Raw genomic sequence first — 17122 nt, 5'->3', positions numbered from 1 at the left:
GTAGACTATTTAAGGTTGCCGTAAACAGATGCCGCGCTAACCGCTGTAGGTTTTATGGCAGTACCGTCTCTTAAATTATTGGAGCTTTCCAGTACTATTTTATCGCCCGCGCGCAGGCCTTCAGTTACTACATAAAATTGCCCGGCAGTATTGTCCATCACCTTAATGGCTACGTTTTTTATCTTGTTTTGATTATCAACTACATACACAAAGCGTTTATCCTGTAATTCATAAGTAGCGCTTTGGGGCACCAGCAAGGCTGATTTTATGGTATTGGGTATCCTCACCGTTGCGCTGCTACCACTGCGGATAAGCCCCCTTGGATTAATGAACCCTGCCCTTACATTGGCCGCCCCGGTGGCAGTATTAATTAAACCGTTCACGGTTTCAACACGGCCGGTATGCTCATAGGTGGTTCCGTCAGGCAATATGAGCGACACATTAGGCAGCTTGCTCAATTTGGCTTTAAATGTAGTACTACCTGTACTATCCTTGCTAAAGTCAAGCAATTGCTTTTCGTTCATAGCAAAGTAGGCATAAATATTAGCGGTATTGTAAACCGTTGTTAACGGATCTGTCGTGGTGCTGGTAACCAGGCTACCCAGCTTATAGGGCAATGATCCTATAACCCCGTTTACAGGACTGGTAATGGTTGTATACCCCAGGTTAACTTTGGCATTTACCAAGCTTGCTTTGGCCTGTGCCAGGGCCGCAGCCTTCGACTGTTGGGTATATTCGGCCGATTCCAGCTCATAACGGCTGATAATGTCCTTTTCAACCAGTGGCTTTACCTTGCTCACCTGCATTTTGGCCAGGCTCAGGTCGGCCTCTGCTGTTTTAATACCGGCCAGCGCCGTACGCACCTCCTGTTCATATTGCGGCGCATTTATTTTAAAAAGCAATTGCCCCTTTTTTACAATAGAGCCTTCATCAACGTATATTTTTTCAACATAACCATCAACTTTAGGTCTTATCTCAATATTTTGCTGCCCTTGTATACTTGCCGGGTAATCAACGTTTAAAGTGGCAGAGCGTGGCTGTAAGGTAAGCACTTTGTAATCCAATACCTCTTCGGCAGGGCCCTTTGCCGCTGATTGATTGTTATTGCCGCAGGAGCCCAAAATAGCCGCCGACAAAACAGCAGCGAAAAATGCTGTTGCCTTTTTAAGGTTGATGATGTTATTGTTTTTGCAGGATTTTTTGAAGGACATCATAGATAACTAATCGTGAAAACATCAGGCATAGGGGCGCCTGCCACTAAATACGGAAAAATTTTTTGGTTTGACAGTTAAAAGCTGTTAATAGTTACAGCTTTTTTTAAAAGGATAAGCTTGTCATGCCGAGTTCGTCAATATCTAATCAGTTTTTGGGAGGGATTAAACTGCTGCAGTTACAGCCTTCATTTTTTGGAGGGCTGTTTTAGCTACTACCAGCGCGTCTTGCTGATAATAACTTTTATTAAATACCTCGCAGGATATAATAAGAGGCTTTTCGGGGTTTTTAACCAGTTGCAGTATGCGTTTCAGGGGCGCAACGCCGTCGCCAACATACACCCGGTCTGGTTCAGATATTTTATCAGGACTGATATCTGAAAGATAATCATTTACGTGGAATATATCAAGCAATGGTTTACCAACAAACTGCAAACTCTCAACTGCCGACTGCCCCTTGTAAATATGAAATACATCAAGCAGGAGCCGCGCTTGCGGGTGACCGCACTGGGCCGCCACATATAGTACCTGGCTTATATGTTTCAGGTTTACCGAACCGCCCCACATTTCCAGTTGCGGTATCACTCCGGTTTCGCTTCCTATTTGTAAAATAGTATTATACCGCTCGGCAATGACATCCAGATCTATCAGGGCCGATTTAGTGGCTCCTGCCGGTGGCGCGGCTATTCTTTTACAACCTATAAGGCCAAGCGTTTCCATTTCTGCGCGCAACTGGGCAACTCCCTGTTTACGGGTAGCTTCATCGTCTACTATCCACTGGGCAAAGCCAATCGCATTCTCAATGGTGATACCCAGATCAGTAATGATCTTTTTGGCCTCAGTTACCGAGCCGCCAGTCTTAAGATACGCCTGCAGGGTATCAATCCATATTTCAACGGATGTATACCCAGCTTTGGCGGCCACTTCAAGCTCTTTCACAAAGCCTAAATTATGACCACGTATGGTGCTCATGTTTAATGAATACACAAAACCATGATCATGCTTGCCAGTGCTGATAACCGGCGCTGCAGCGGAATCTTTTACAACCGCGGCACCCGCTGCCAGTCCTATGGTTTTTATCACCTGTCTCCTACTTAATAAGTTATCCATCAGCATATTATATCAATAAGTTAAACTTTTGATATAAGCAATGGTTACGGGCAGTTGAGTGCTGTACGATGGGCTTTCATCCTCAATAAAATAATGTTTAATGCCTGCCTTTTTCGCTGCCTTCAACACTTCGGGTATATTAATTTGCCCTGTGCCCAAAGCCACATCATTTTTAGTATCGGTACCGCCTGTAAGATCATTGGCCACACCCTTGCGTATATCTTTCAGGTGCATGAGCTTCATACGCCCGGGGTATTTATTGATAAGCTGCGCTGGGTCCTGCCCGCCATGGAACGACCACAATATATCGATCTCGAACGACACATATTTAGGATCGGTGTTTTTGGCGATATAGTCAAATAGGGTACCATCTTCATATTTACCAAACTCATAACCGTGGTTATGGTAACAAAAAGTAAGGCCGTTATCTTTCAATATTTTGCCAACACGGTTAAAATCGGCAACGGCTTTTTTGGCATCCTCAAGGGTAAACTCTTTTTTATGAGGTATCCAGGCTACCATAACATAGCTCGCGCCCAGTGTTTTGGCCAGCTTTACTACAGCGGCGGGGTCCTTTACAATATCATCGTACCCGGCCCCTACCGACGGTATTTTTATTCCCCGCTCGTCGCAAAGTTTTTTAAACTCGCCCTTGTCCATATCTTTTGGCCCTTCGCCCTCCAGTTCGGTTATGCCCAGGGCTTTAATGGTATCTAAAACGGCCACTGTAGCTTTGGGCATACTGCTGCGAAAAGTGTAGGCCTGCACACCTATTGCATTGGTAAAAAGTGGTTTGCCTGTTTGGGCAAACGCGAGGCTGTGCCCCAAAAACAGGGATAAGCCGGTACTCAAAAAAATTAAATATCTTTTCATAAAAACAGGATCATGTATGAGGTTAACAGGAAAAAAATTTAAACATTATTTATTATTACCAAACTGTCCATTATTGAAACTGAATATCCTTTAAGCTGATGATGCCATCGCTTGGTTTAGTGCGTTTTATGGCAAAAAAGTAAATATCATGCTTACCTTTTACCGGCTTTTGTACATCGCCTGTTAACCATGCGGTTTTTTTCCAGTCGCCGGTTTCACTGTATGCCGTTGAGCTGATAACCGGCCCGGCCTGCGAATCAATACGCACCTCAATTTCGCCGGCGGCATCTTTTGACGCGTACTGATAAGCAAACTTTTTAACGTTCGACAGATCAACGTCCCTGAACATGACATAGGATTTATGACTGCCAGCCGAAAGATCATCCTTAAAGCGGTTAAACCCTTTTAACTCGTCGGCAAAAACCGCCTTCACATTGGCATTGCGCAGTGTAATCACATCGGTACCGGTAAGCGGCCCAACTCCCCTGCCACCCTTGTCGGTATAAGAGGCAAGCAAGGTGTACTCGCCACGCGGCTCGGCGTCATTAAATTTAAGGTTAAGGCTGCCATGCAGCGGTAAAGGCAGCGCCTTATTCTTTTTATCGGTCAGCGAAAAAATATACCTTACAATTTCTTTGGTGTCAGCGCTGGACAATTGCGGATGCGCGCTCATTACATGCTCGGTACCCCAACTACCCGCACCGCCGTTGATGATCTTTTTTGATAATTTATCAACCGATCCTTTTTGGCTTTTGTAACGGTTGGCGATAGATATAAAACTTGGCCCTACCGCTACTTTATTAATGGTATGGCATGATTTACAATCGCTCGAGGCCATTAGCGCCTTGCCGGGATAGCTTACCTCAGCAGCTGACAGCGCGGCCAGGTTACGCACTGTTTTATTATCTGCCGATGGCTGGGGGTTATATATATAAAACAGCTTTACACGCTTTGGATCAATCACCTTATCCTCTTTATCCTTTACTATTACATGATATTTAAAGGGTTTTCCCTTCCATATAAATGATTCGTTATCAACACTGGCGATAGTTACAGACGGAGCGGTATTGCCAACCCTTACTATGATGGTATCGCGGCTAACCAAACCGGCTTTATCAGTTACTTTAAGTATGGTTTTGTAAGTACCTGGTTTAGTATAGGTGTGTGTAGCTGATGATGTGGAAGCGCCAACGATTTTCCCGTCAAACAACCACTGGTAGGTAATTTTATCATCATCGTCCAGATCCTTGCTGCCCTGGCCGTTAACGCTGACCGTAAGCGGTGCCTGGCCGGCTATTTCTTTTTTAACCGGCATATTTTTTAGTTCAGCAGTAAGGTATTTGGTGTGCTGATACAGGTGCATCATAGCCGTATCAGTTATGCCAGCTTTTGCAATTGGGGCACGGTTGCCGGTGTTGTATTCAATTTTCACCAGGCGGGCATCCTCATTCTGTGCTCCGTAAACCGAGCCATATTCCAGCATATAAAATGTACCGTCGGGCCCAAACTCCATATCAATTGGCCGTCTGAAATCGCCATTGGAAGGCATAAAGGCTTCATTCCTAACGTAATTTTCGTTTTCATCAAACCGCAGGTCAATAACCCAATTGCGCATCCAGTCGGCTACAAACAAAGCACCGTCATAGTACTCCGGGAATTTATTGGGGTTTTTAACCGAGGCATTGTATTCATAAAAGTCGCCGCCAATGGCGCACCTGCCGCCCATACCAAGTTCAGGAAACTCGTCTGACGAGGCATAAGGATACCAGATCATGGCCGGTGTAGCCGGTGGCAATACATTTAAACCGGTATTATTGGGCGAGTTATTTACCGGTGCTTTTGGATCAAATTTAGGGCCGGGTGTGTTGGTTACAAAATCCCAGTGCGAGTAGGCAAAATTATTCCCTACAAAATAGGGCCAGCCAAAATTACCTGGTTTTTTGGCCTGGTTAAATTCATCATAACCACGCGGACCTCTTGGCGAATCCTTACCGGCATCGGGCCCTACCTCGCCCCAGTATAATACAGATGTTTTAGGGTTTACAGCTATGCGGTATGGGTTACGGCAACCCATTACATAAATTTCGGGCCTGGTTTTAGGTGTCCCTTTCGGGAAGAGGTTTCCTTCGGGAATAGTATAAGTACCATCGGCCTCGGGATGGATCCGTAAAATTTTCCCTTTAAAATCATTGGTATTGCCCGCACTGCGCTGGGCATCAAGGCTGTAATGTTCCTGGCCGGGGCGTTCGTCCAAAGGGGCATATCCATCTGCAGGAAAAGGGCTTGAGCTATCACCGGTTGACAGGTACAGGTTGCCGTTCTTATCCCAGGCCAGTGAACCGCCGTGGTGCGCCCCGCTCACTTTTTGAACCGGCACTTTAAGCAATATCTTTTCTGATTTAAGGTCGAGCACATTTTGCGAACTTAACTTAAACCTTGACAGCTGAAAATTAAGCGGCTCGTCCTTTTGCCCGGCGGGCATGTAATAAATATATACAAACTGATTGCTTTCAAATTTAGGATCGATGGTTAAACCAATTACACCGGTGCCACCCTCATAGGTTATAGGAAACTTATGAATAACCTTAAATTGTTTGGTGCGTGTATTATAAACGGAAAAATTGCCCATTAGCTGCGTAAAAAACACCCGGCCATCCCCGGCCACGGCCAGTTCCATAGGCGACGCGATATTGCTTACCAGCACCGTTTTAACAAAACGGCTTTGATCTGGCGCCACCCTGGAGTAGGCTTTGCTGTAATCAAGCGGCTTGCCGTTGCCCATAGCATATTTAATACCGCCCAGCAGTTGCCCCAGGAACAGTGGATCGCTGTAACTTTCGTCAGTATGGCCGCAACCAGTATAAAACGACCGGCCGCCGTCAAATTCATGATACCAGGTAATAGGATGCTCGGCTCCGTTTGTACCGCCGTCATATGTATTTTCGTCAAGGCTGGCTAACACATGTATGCCGCTGTAAATAGATTTATAGTTGTACCACTCGTCTGTTCGTTCCCAACGGGCGGGCAGGTTGGCAGTTATAGGGTTACTCCTGTCGGTAACATCAATAGTTGCCTTGCGGATATTTGAATTATTGGGATGACTTGAAAAATATGCCCCCACAAGCTTACCGTACCATGGCCAGTCGTACTCGGTATCAGCGGCGGAGTGTACACCGGCATAACCGCCCCCGGCTTGTATATAGCGTTCAAAGGCGGCCTGCTGCACAGCGTTAAGTACATTGCCGGTTGTACAGTTAAATACAACAGCCTGGTATTTTTTTAAATTTTGATCATTAAAATCATCGGCATTGGTGGTAGTATCCACTTCAAAGCCGTTCTCCTTACCCAGTTTTTGAATAGCTGCTATACCAAACGGAATACAGGAATGGTGCCAGCCCAGTGTTTTTGAAAAAACAAGAACCCGTGGTTCAGGAGCCGGTTTTTTAAATGAATACAGCAAGAAGCTAAGTCCGATCAATAAAACACAGGTAAATTTTAATTTTAATGACATGATATGAGATAATTTAGTTGATGTTCCAATTATCAATCAGTAATAGTACATCACCGTAAACCGCACATTTACAGCAGCCTTTTCTATATGATTGGCAAAAAAGTACAATAAAGTGGTAAAATACTACCGGCTAACTAATTGGTTATTACAATATTAATATTTATTGTGTATCTAATACACTAATATTACATCCTTTAAATCTTTGTAAGTAAATTGTTACTTTTTGAGGATGACGGGATTGGAGACTTTTGGGACTAAGGGACTATTGGACTTTGGGACCAAGATCTGAGAACCAAGGATACTCGGCTTACTTTACCCTTTGATCTTTACTATAGAGTTCAAAATCTAAAAGTCCTATAATCTAATAGTCATATAGTCCAAAAACCCCATAGTCCAAAAGTCCCCAAGTCCTGCTACCTTTGCAGCAAATGGATTATTTCAAAAATCTGCTCAACCTGCTGAACAAAGAAAAGGACGAGGACCGCAACGCTTATCTTAAATTAACAGAAAACACGTCGGCTGCCAGCCGGAGGGCACAGGGCCTTACCTGGTATCCCATTGCTATAAGAGGTACCGAACCCGGCCGCGGCGATTATATCAATACCGAGGTGGAACGCACCACGCATAAGGACCTGGCCCATCAGTTCCGCTTTGGGGTGCCGGCTGCTTTGTTCTCCAACCATGATCCAAAGAACAACCGTGTGGAAGGCATCATTACGTACCAAAATACCGACCGCCTCAAGATCACTTTATATACCGATGAACTGCCCGACTGGACCCGTGATGGCAAACTGGGCATCGACCTGCTTTTTGACAACAATAGTTATGACGAAATGCTGCAGGCCCTTAAACAGGCCGCAGCACTGGCTGCAAGGCCAAAGGAAGGCCGTTTGATCAATATACTCACCGGCCAGGGATCGCCGGCTTTTGATACACTGCCACCGGTAGTTGTTCCGCGTTTGAACACTTCGCAGATGGCGGCGGTTCAAAAAATAGTTTCGGCACAGGATCTGGCCATTGTTCACGGGCCGCCGGGCACCGGCAAAACAACCACGCTGGTACAGGCTATTAAAGTGCTCATCAGTCAGCATAAAAAACAAATACTTGTTGTTGCCCCCAGTAATACCGCCGTCGACCTGTTAAGCGAAAAACTGACTGATGAAGGGCTTAATGTTTTGCGCATAGGTAATCCGGCGCGGGTATCTGAAAAGCTCTTCTCCCTAACGCTCGACAGTAAAATGGCCGGGCACCGTGATAACAAAGAAGTAAAAAAATTAAAAAAGCAAGCCAGCGCTTATAAAGACATGGCCCACAAATACAAACGCAGCTTTGGCAAAGCCGAACGCGACCAACGTAAGGCACTTTTTCAGGAAGCACACAAGATCATGAAAGATGTGGCCGCTACTGAACAGCATATTATTGATGATCTGGTAGCCACAGCCCAGGTAATCACCGCTACACTGATAGGCGCAAATCATTATACCATACGCGATACTCAGTTTGATACCGTAATCATTGATGAGGCAGGCCAGGCGCTGGAACCGGCCTGCTGGGTTCCTATATTAAAAGCACAAAGAGTAATACTTGCCGGCGATCATTGCCAGCTGCCGCCAACAGTAAAGTCGGCAGAGGCCGCGCAAAAAGGGTTAAGCACTACCCTGCTCGAAAAATGCGCCACCCTGCATCCCGAAGCTGTTGTATTACTGGACGAACAATATCGCATGAACGAAGCTATTATGGGCTTTTCGTCGGGCGTGTTTTATCAGCATAAACTTAAGGCGCATGCTTCAGTAGCTCACCAAGTGCTGTTTACCGGTGATATGCCCGTGTCTTTTGTAGATACTGCCGGTTGCGGGTTTGATGAACAGCAGGAAGGCACCAGTTTAGCCAACCCCGAAGAGGCCGCGTTTTTGCTAAAACACCTGAGCAAATTAGCCGCCGGTTTAAAAGAGTCTGATACTTTTCCAACCATTGCCATTATTGCCCCCTATAAAGAACAGATCAGGATATTGAATGAGCAACTGGCCGCGCACCCCGAGCTGCTTAAATACATGAACCATATTGCTGTTAACACGGTCGACAGTTTTCAGGGACAGGAACGGGATGTGGTTTATATCAGCATGACGCGCAGCAATAACCAGGGCGAGATCGGCTTTCTATCAGATATCCGCAGGATGAATGTGGCATTAACCCGGGCCAAAAAGAAACTGGTGGTCATAGGCGATAGTTCAACCCTTACACGTTTGCCATTTTATGCCGCTTTTGTTGATTATGCCGAGCGTTTGAATGCCTATGAAAGTGCCTGGGCTTATGCTGGTGATTAAGACCACATATTATTACCATTTTACTACACATTTACACTATTACGCAAACGTTACCGGTGATTAATGTGGCTAAATTGTTGCATTGTAGGCTTTTTTATAGTTATATTGCCTAAGAAAAAGCAACAATAATTACGTAAAATATACACTAAGCCTATGGCACAAATCAAAACTTTAGGGCAATTCATCATTGAAAATCAAGCCGACCACCCTTATGCAAAGGGGGAGCTTTCACGTTTGCTGCGCGATATTGGGATAGCAGCCAAGATTGTAAACCGGGAGGTAAATAAGGCCGGATTGGTTGACATGCTGGGCCAGGCAGGCAGCACAAACATACAAGGCGAAAATCAGCAAAAGCTGGATATTTATGCCAATGAACAATTTATAGCCGCCCTGAAAAGCGGAGGCGAATGCTGTATCGTAGCATCTGAAGAAAACGAGGAAATTGTAATGCTTGACACCGATGTGTCATTGCATGCTAAATACATTGTAGCTATTGACCCGCTCGATGGCTCCTCAAATATTGATGTAAACGTATCAGTAGGTACCATATTTTCTATTTACCGCCGGCAAAGTACAAGCGGGCGGGCAACCCTGGATGATGTGCTGCAAAAAGGCGTAAACCAGGTAGCTGCAGGATACGTGATATACGGAACATCAACCATGCTTGTTTATACCACCGGCAAGGGTGTTAACGGCTTTACCCTTGATCCCTCTATCGGCGAGTTTTGCCTGTCGCACCCCAATATGCAGATACCTAAAACCGGGATCATTTATTCTATTAACGAGGGTTATTACGTCCATTTTCCGCAGGGCGTAAAGTCATATATCAAATATTGCCAGGTAGAGGATGACAGCACCCATCGCCCGTACAGTTCACGCTATGTTGGTTCGATGATTGCCGACCTGCACCGTAACATGATCAAAGGCGGTATATTTATTTATCCTGTAACGGCGGCGGCGCCTGACGGCAAACTGCGTTTGGTTTATGAATGCAACCCGATGTCGTTCATTATTGAACAGGCAGGCGGACGGGCCACCAATGGTAAAAAACGTATCCTGGAGCTGGATGTAAGATCGTTACACCAGCGCACCCCTATCTTCATCGGATCGGAACAAATGGTATTAAAGGCCGAAGAATTTATGGCTGACGCGGATGAACAAGAGCAAGTAAGTATTGCATCATAAAAAAAGTAAAGCATCTTTTCCATAGAGATGTCGAAGTTTAAGACGAAGAAGATTCTTCGCTATCGCTCAGAATGACAAGACTTTTTTGGGATGCCAAAAACTTACACTTTGTCATGCTGAACGGAGTGAAGCATCTTCTTCTATAGAAAAGCTGACTCTTGGCATGACGAAGAAGATTCTTCGCTGTCACTCGGAATGACAAGAGTTTTTATATTTACTCCCCATTTTGTCATGCTGAACGGGGTGAAACATCTTCTTCAATAGAAAAACCGGCACCTGGTAGGGCGAAGAAGATTCTTCGCTATTGCTCAGAATGACAAGGCTTTTTATATCTATCCCCACTTTGTCATGCTGAACGGAGTGAAGCACCTTCAATAGAAAAGTTGGCACCTGGTAGGGCGAAGAAGATTCTTCGCTACCGCTCAGGACAAACTGTTTTGGTAACCTACCCAAGCGTAACCGCTGCCGGTCCTACCGAACATAGCATTCCATCAGAAAAACCTTTATACTGGCTGCAATTTTTACGAAAAAGCTGTGCCAGGTGATTGGCCGTTTCTTCGTAACTATATGGGTCGGCCCAGGTATTTATGGGGTTTAGCAGGTTTGATGGCACACCCGGGCACCATGCAGGTATCATCAGATCAAAAATAGGGAGCTTTTGGCGCGGAACACTATCCAACTGACCATTAAGCGCCGCTTTGATCATGGCGCGGGTATAGCTCAATTTTATTCTTTGGCCGGTACCGTATGAACCACCTGTCCAGCCGGTGTTTACCAGCCATACGTTCAATGAGTATTTATCCAGCTTTTCGCCCAGCATTTCTGCATATTTAGTGGGGTGCAGAGGCAAAAACGCCCGCCCGAAACAAGCCGAAAACGTAGCTTCGGGTTCATTGATGCCACATTCCGTACCTGCTATTTTAGCTGTATAGCCCGATAAAAAGTAATACATGGCCTGTTGCCTGTTCAATTTGGAAATAGGCGGCAACACACCAAATGCATCAGCTGTCAGGAAAAATATATTCCGCGGAACATCGCCTATAGCAGGGCATACCGCATTGCTAATATAGTGCAGGGGATATGACAAGCGGATGTTTTCGGTTTTTGACAGGTTATCAAAATCAACAGTTTTTGAAAGCGGGTGAAAGCAAACGTTCTCCAAAAGCGCGCCAGGCTGCATAGCATGGTATATCTGCGGTTCTTTTTCGGCGGTTAAACCGGCTATTTTGGCATAACAGCCCCCCTCAAAGTTAAAAACAGAATTTTCGCTCCATCCGTGCTCATCATCACCTATCAGTTGCCGGTCCGGATCGGCCGAGAGGGTTGTTTTGCCCGTACCAGATAGGCCAAAAAAGATAGCGGTATCGCCACCTGCCCCTTTATTGGCAGCGCAGTGCATAGGCAGGATATGGTGCTGGGGTAACAAAAAATTTAACACGGTAAATACCGCTTTCTTTATTTCGCCGGTATAACCCGTACCCCCTATCAATATCACCTTGCTGGTAAAGTTGATCATCACAAAATTATGCTGCCGGGTGCCATCAACCGCAGGGTCGGCTTTAAACCCGGGGGCCGATATAATGGTCCATTCCGGATCAGCGATCTCATCAGGGCGTAAAAATAAGTTATAAGCAAATAAGTTCTGGGTGGCCGTTTCGGTGATCACCCGCAAGGTTAAACGGCTGCTTTTTTCAGCGCAAACCATGGCATCGCGCACAAAAATAGTTTTGTTATTAAGGTAAGCTATTACCTTAGTGTACAGAGCATTAAACACCACTGTGCCAATTGGAATGTTAATATCGCCCCACCAAATGGTATCTTTTGTGAGCGCGTCAGACAAAATATAGCGGTCCTTTGGCGACCGGCCTGTAAATTCGCCTGTATCGATAGTCAGTACGTTACAATCTGTTAAATGGCCCTCTCCGCGTTCCAGAGCCATTTTTATTAAATCCTGTGGCGATAATTGATAGTGAATTTCCTGACCCTGACCGAGTTCAGGAACGCCCAACTGCAACGTTGTTCCCTTGTTAGTGACTTGTCCCATATCACGTTAAATTTTATAATTGGTTAAGACAAAACTAAGATTACAAAAATGTATTTCAAAATACATATTCGCTGATAATCAATCAGTTGTATTAAATACACTAAGCCATTTAATACTACTAATCAAGGGGTTACCATTACATTTGGCCGGGAATTTTTTGCGTAATTTTAATAGCTGTATTATTGACAGAAATGGCTTAAAAACAACTGATATACATTATTTTCACATATTTTGTACCGGTAATAACGGTATTATAGCCATATGTTGAAACAACGCTAATCTATTTAAACCAAACGGTTTGGGTAAAGGCGCCGTTAGCGGCTGCGTCCCAGATTTCTAAACGTGCCCAGGTTCTGCCTTTCAGGTTAACAGGGATATTAAAAGCTTGTACGCCAAAGGCTTTAGTATAATTCAGGTTAATATATTTGCGGTAAACCTTTTTACCATCACCAGAAATTATCTCTGCAAAATTTAGCGGGAACGTCCAGTCGGCTTTGAATTTGATATTGCACTTGCCATCAGCAGGAAGTTTAATGGTTTCGCCCGACTCATGACCATTTACTTTAAAATCAGCTATCAGCACCTCGCCTGTGGTTGAAAAAAAGCGCCCTTTTTGCAGCACATCCAACACCGGTTGCCAGCCATCCTTAAATTGAGGTTGTTTGTTTAACTGCAGGTAGTTTACGTTGAGGTGCGCATACATTTCATTCTCCGGCTCAATGCTAAACAAATCGGCTTCCGCGAGCACTTTTTTCTGCAGCCCCCAGTTATTCATATCATCAAGCAGGTCGAGCGCCCGCTTGCCCAGGCGGGGTTGGGAAAGATCAGCAGGCAAGGCTTTCCAGGCCGCACCTAAAAACCGGTTTGAGGTAAAAAATGCTTCATCCTTATAAGCGTCCGGAAAACCGGTTGAGCCTTTGGTACGGGCATGCGCTGTCCAGGCCAGTCCGTTTTCAGCTTTTAGCAGGGCCAGCATATCATTTTTATCTCCTATATGGTATATTTTGCCATGTTCGGCATCAGTGGTTACCAATGGTGTTCCCGGCTTGCGCGACATGATCCAGTAAACAGGTTTCGGGAAAAACTCCAGCCAGTGGCCGCCAAAAAATTCGTTTGGCTCTTCGCCGGGCAATAACAAAAAATTAGCAGACGACAGGCGCCGGCACTGATCAAACAACGATTTTAATTCCAGCAGCCGCTGCCCGTCCGGACCTTTGGGGTGGGCAGTGTAGTGAAACTCGGCCAGGTGAACAATATTTACACCCAGTCTTTTAAAAACATTAACGAATGAAGGACTGTCTGGAACCGGCTTGCCCGCCAGTACCAAACTCATAATAAATTCGTTATGAAAATGGCTCGTCATGGTTTTATAACCCGGCAGGGGTTTATAACTGTCATTATGCGTATATCGCTTAACATTAGCCAATGATCCTGCTGCATTGCCGGTGCTTAACAGGCAGAAAAAATTAAGCCGCTGCTTTGTACCCGGCGGCGCGTTAAACCAGGGTACATAACGTTTATCGCCATAAAGCTCCTGCCTTATGCCGAGGCCATAACCTTTAAGCATATTGCGATAATTGTTCCCGTACCAAACAAATTTGAGGTTAAAGGCTTCATCGAGCGGATAAAAATATTGATGTGGGGCCGGGAATACCGCTATACTTCCGCCGGTGTTGGATCCAATAACGCTTCTGTATTTTACAGCAAGGTTTTTAGCTGTATCAGGCGTATTAAGGTTATCTGTTTGCAGATGTTCGTAAACATCGCTCCAGGATACTTTTTTAACCGGCGGCTGTTTGGCAACAAGCCCGGCATCATATACTATGGCGGTGGAATCTATTTGTGTAGCTATTACCGCGGCCACGTTAAAAAGCGGCTGACCATTATAAAGGGTAATCTCCAGATCGCCCTTAAAGTTTGGCGCTTCTACACCGGTTATGGTCATGGTAGTGCGTGAACCGGATGTGGTTACACTGACATCATTTTTATTAAAATCAACTTTATAAGAACGATGGGGCTTGGAGGGAACCTTATCAAAAAATATATTCCAGCCGTTTTGCGATACCAGGTCGCGCTTACCTACGGTAAGTATAAATTGCGGATCAACGTTATTAATTATCTGCTTATATATTCCATTGGTACTTAGCTGAACGCTTTGAAACAATGGAGCATCTTTACTCAAATTAAACACCAGGCGCCCATTACTGTTACCGCCTGCAGGCCAGGTAACTGTGACATGGTCATGATCTGATTTTAAGCTTACTCCTGATTTAGGATTAAAGTTTTTAAGATTGATAGCCTGCCCATTAGCCCTGTTCATATTAAATAAAAACATAACCAGACCGCCGGCTATCAGCAGTAATAAATATTTAAGCTTTACTTTCATAACTATCTGCACATCTAAAAACCACATATCCCAAATCTATTTGCCCCTGCCAGTCAAACTTTTTATCAGTTCGGTTTCTTCTGGTTTGTAAGGAGTGCCATCCTTGCGGAAAATATCATGAAACCATAATTTAGGCTCGCTGCCGTCCGGTATCGGGGTATCCCAGGCGTAAATGGTATTGGTTTTGCCTGATACAAAACCCCAGTTTATTGCCCCTACATTCTCCTTTTTGAGCATTGGCAATACGGTACTGAACAAACTATTGCGCGGGCGGGCCATATATTCGGTACAAATAAGCGGGCGGCCAAGCATTTTCAGGAACTGTACGGTTTTTAAATGGTCGGGCTCGGGTGAGTAATCATGATAAGTGATCACATCAGAATTGGCTACCTGAAAGGCGTTTAAGTTTTCTAATCCCCAGCTCCAAACACCGGCGCTAATAGGCTGGCCTGGGTTTACTTCCCTTGCCCATTTAAAAACATTTTTTAGCAAGGGCAGTGATTTGTCGCCTTTACCGGAGTTGCCCGGTTCATTATACAGGTCCCAAAGCAATATGCGCTTGTCGGCAGCAAAGCGTTTTAATACGTCTTTTACATATTTTTCAAGCGCTGGAAAATTCGCGGCGTTCTCAGAAGCCGGCTGTCCGGGATCCTGCATCCAGCCAGAGTTGTGTATGCCTGGTTTTGGTTCGGGCTGTTTACCTGTTTTGGGCACTTTGTTCCAGCAATCATCAAAAAACACAAACATGGTTTGTATGCCATGTTTACTTGATATGGCCAGATACTGGTCCATCCGCTTTTTAAAACCTTCGGGATCCTGCTGCCAGGCCAGGTGGTGCAGAAACACGCGCATCACATTCATGCCTATGCCCTGGGCGTAGCCCAGCTCCTTATCAATGGTTGCCGGGTCAAAAGTGTCGGACTGCCACATCTCCAATTGGTTTATGGCTGTGCTGGGTATAAAATCGCTGCCTACCAGCCACTGGTGCTGCGCGTACCATGCTTTTGCTTTTTGCGCAGGCCATACCCCGGCCGGGCCTTTTTGCTGGGCCGATAATTGAATGCTGAACAGCATAATTAATGCCAGGGCCTGTAATTTTAGTTTGTTTTGCATTTATGTAAGTGTTTTAATATGTCAATTATTAAACTGAGCGGGCCTCACCCTGCCCTCTCCAAAGGAGAGGGTTCTGACGAACCATATGCCAATGAAGTCCTCTCCTTTGGAGAGGATTTAGGTGAGGCATTAGTTAGCCTTGTCATTTACCAGATGCCCTTTTATCATCCAAATGGATGTATGCCCACTGTAGGCATCTGTTGATGTTAAAGCGATTATTGTGTCATCCTTAAGCACACACAATGAGTTCCATAAGCCGTGTTTATTTAGCGGAACATTAAAGGGCGTTGCTGTTTGTACAAAATTTTCACCGCGGCTGTCGCCCACGGCCACCTGCATACAAGCCAGCTCCCAGTTGCTGCCCCGGTTTTGCGTGCTCTGGTATGATAAAATGGTTTGCCCGCTGTGCAGCTGGCGCAAATATGGTGCCCCGGCATAAACAGTATCAGCTAATTTGGGGGTTAACGCATAGGAGCGTTCGGCATCATGGGTGCCTACCGTTTTTTTCCAGTTTTGACCGAACGTATTGCGGATAATTGACGGTTTAAACTGGCCGCCGGTATTGTCCTCAATAGAAAACAAGATCTCTTTTTTCCCCTTAAGAATGATGGGCACGGGCATGCCGTCGCGATGTCCGGCACTGAAAGAAGCTATCTCGGGCTGTTTTGTCCAGGTTAATCCGTTATCCGGTGATCTGAACAATGATATATTTTGCTCGTTCGAGTGGGTATAAACGCCCTCATCAGAGAAATATAACTGCACCTCGCCCGATGGCAGTTGTATTTGCGAAGGTTCCCAGCAGCCATTTTCAAACTGGCTGCCGGCCTGGTATATAAGCCGCTCGTCGCGCCAGGTTTTCCCGCCGTCGTAGCTTTTTTTGGTACAGATGGCAAAATGTTTGGTGGTATCCCAACTGCCGTTTATTTTATGTGGCCGCGGATTGTATGATGCCAGCAGGGAGTGGTCATTCAGTTCAAGAATATCAGGTACGGCCATAGCAATACCCGGTAACGGCTGGGCAATTACCGTAGGTGCAAGCCAGGTTTTACCCTCATCATTACTTGTAGTACACTCCACACCGCCGCCACTTTCATAAACGCACAATAAACTGCCATTGCCCAATTGTATCATACGGGCATAGTTTGCGTTGCTGTTTCCGTTTAGTGGTGCCACCTGTTTTAGAGATGCCTGGTCCCAAACAATGCTTGCAGCAGCTTTCTGCTGCCCTTGTACCAAATACGGGGCAAAGGCAAAAATTAACAAAACATAAAATAACCTCATTATCAATATTATATATCAATTATATCATCTTTTACATCATCAAGCCAAAAGGTTTATCGCTGTAGGTTACCAAGTATAACAGCG

The 17122-nt window shown here is 45.3% G+C and carries 11 protein-coding genes; 2 read left to right on the top strand and 9 right to left on the bottom strand.

Going from position 1 to position 17122, the window contains the following annotated elements; all coding sequences use genetic code 11:
* Positions 1 to 5 precede the first annotated feature (5 nt).
* The 4 genes from J2W55_RS14525 to J2W55_RS14510 all read right to left on the bottom strand — a co-directional run bounded on the left by J2W55_RS14525 (position 6) and on the right by J2W55_RS14510 (position 6705).
* On the bottom strand, positions 6 to 1214 hold the full coding sequence (locus tag J2W55_RS14525) for an efflux RND transporter periplasmic adaptor subunit (protein WP_310096822.1): 1209 nt from the start codon (positions 1212 to 1214) through the stop codon (positions 6 to 8).
* Positions 1215 to 1376: 162 nt separating this feature from the next.
* Complete coding sequence (locus tag J2W55_RS14520; RefSeq protein WP_310096819.1) at positions 1377 to 2321, bottom strand: sugar phosphate isomerase/epimerase family protein; 945 nt, start codon at positions 2319 to 2321, stop codon at positions 1377 to 1379.
* Positions 2322 to 2333: 12 nt separating this feature from the next.
* Entirely contained in the window at positions 2334 to 3194 is an 861-nt protein-coding gene (locus J2W55_RS14515) for a sugar phosphate isomerase/epimerase family protein (protein ID WP_310096817.1), read from the bottom strand.
* A gap of 70 nt (positions 3195 to 3264) precedes the next feature.
* A complete protein-coding gene (locus J2W55_RS14510; RefSeq protein ID WP_310096814.1) occupies positions 3265 to 6705 on the bottom strand; it encodes a ThuA domain-containing protein in 3441 nt (1146 codons plus the stop codon).
* A 428-nt stretch (positions 6706 to 7133) separates the two neighbouring features.
* On the opposite strand from J2W55_RS14510, the gene J2W55_RS14505 reads away from it, so the two are divergent.
* Positions 7134 to 9029 carry an AAA domain-containing protein gene (locus J2W55_RS14505; protein ID WP_310096811.1) on the top strand — a complete coding sequence of 632 codons (1896 nt, stop codon included), beginning with the start codon at positions 7134 to 7136 and terminating at the stop codon, positions 9027 to 9029.
* 153 nt (positions 9030 to 9182) lie between these two features.
* Positions 9183 to 10214: a class 1 fructose-bisphosphatase gene (gene fbp, locus J2W55_RS14500; RefSeq protein ID WP_310096807.1), complete on the top strand. Its 1032-nt coding sequence runs from the start codon at positions 9183 to 9185 to the stop codon at positions 10212 to 10214.
* Between the two features lie 186 nt (positions 10215 to 10400).
* On the opposite strand, the gene J2W55_RS14495 is transcribed toward fbp, so the two are convergent.
* From J2W55_RS14495 to J2W55_RS14475, 5 genes are all read right to left on the bottom strand, one after another.
* Positions 10401 to 10667 (bottom strand): hypothetical protein, encoded by a 267-nt coding sequence (locus tag J2W55_RS14495; RefSeq protein ID WP_310096805.1) that lies wholly within the window; start codon positions 10665 to 10667, stop codon positions 10401 to 10403.
* Positions 10660 to 12258: a phosphoenolpyruvate carboxykinase (ATP) gene (gene pckA / locus J2W55_RS14490; protein WP_310096803.1), complete on the bottom strand. Its 1599-nt coding sequence runs from the start codon at positions 12256 to 12258 to the stop codon at positions 10660 to 10662. The genes J2W55_RS14495 and pckA overlap by 8 nt, the downstream gene beginning before the upstream one ends.
* A gap of 280 nt (positions 12259 to 12538) precedes the next feature.
* The gene (locus J2W55_RS14485) at positions 12539 to 14671 is read right to left on the bottom strand and encodes a CehA/McbA family metallohydrolase domain-containing protein (RefSeq protein WP_310096800.1); all 2133 of its coding nucleotides are present in this window, start codon (positions 14669 to 14671) and stop codon (positions 12539 to 12541) included.
* A gap of 9 nt (positions 14672 to 14680) precedes the next feature.
* Positions 14681 to 15757 carry a cellulase family glycosylhydrolase gene (locus tag J2W55_RS14480; RefSeq protein WP_310096797.1) on the bottom strand — a complete coding sequence of 359 codons (1077 nt, stop codon included), beginning with the start codon at positions 15755 to 15757 and terminating at the stop codon, positions 14681 to 14683.
* Between the two features lie 129 nt (positions 15758 to 15886).
* Positions 15887 to 17038, bottom strand: coding sequence for a hypothetical protein (locus tag J2W55_RS14475; RefSeq protein WP_310096794.1), 1152 nt, complete (start codon positions 17036 to 17038; stop codon positions 15887 to 15889).
* Between the last annotated feature and the right edge of the window lie 84 nt (positions 17039 to 17122).

This window comes from Mucilaginibacter pocheonensis, from assembly GCF_031456535.1.
Lineage (GTDB): Bacteria > Bacteroidota > Bacteroidia > Sphingobacteriales > Sphingobacteriaceae > Mucilaginibacter > Mucilaginibacter pocheonensis.
Note: the sequence above shows the minus strand (reverse complement) of the source record. Positions and strands in the feature narration are given on the sequence as shown.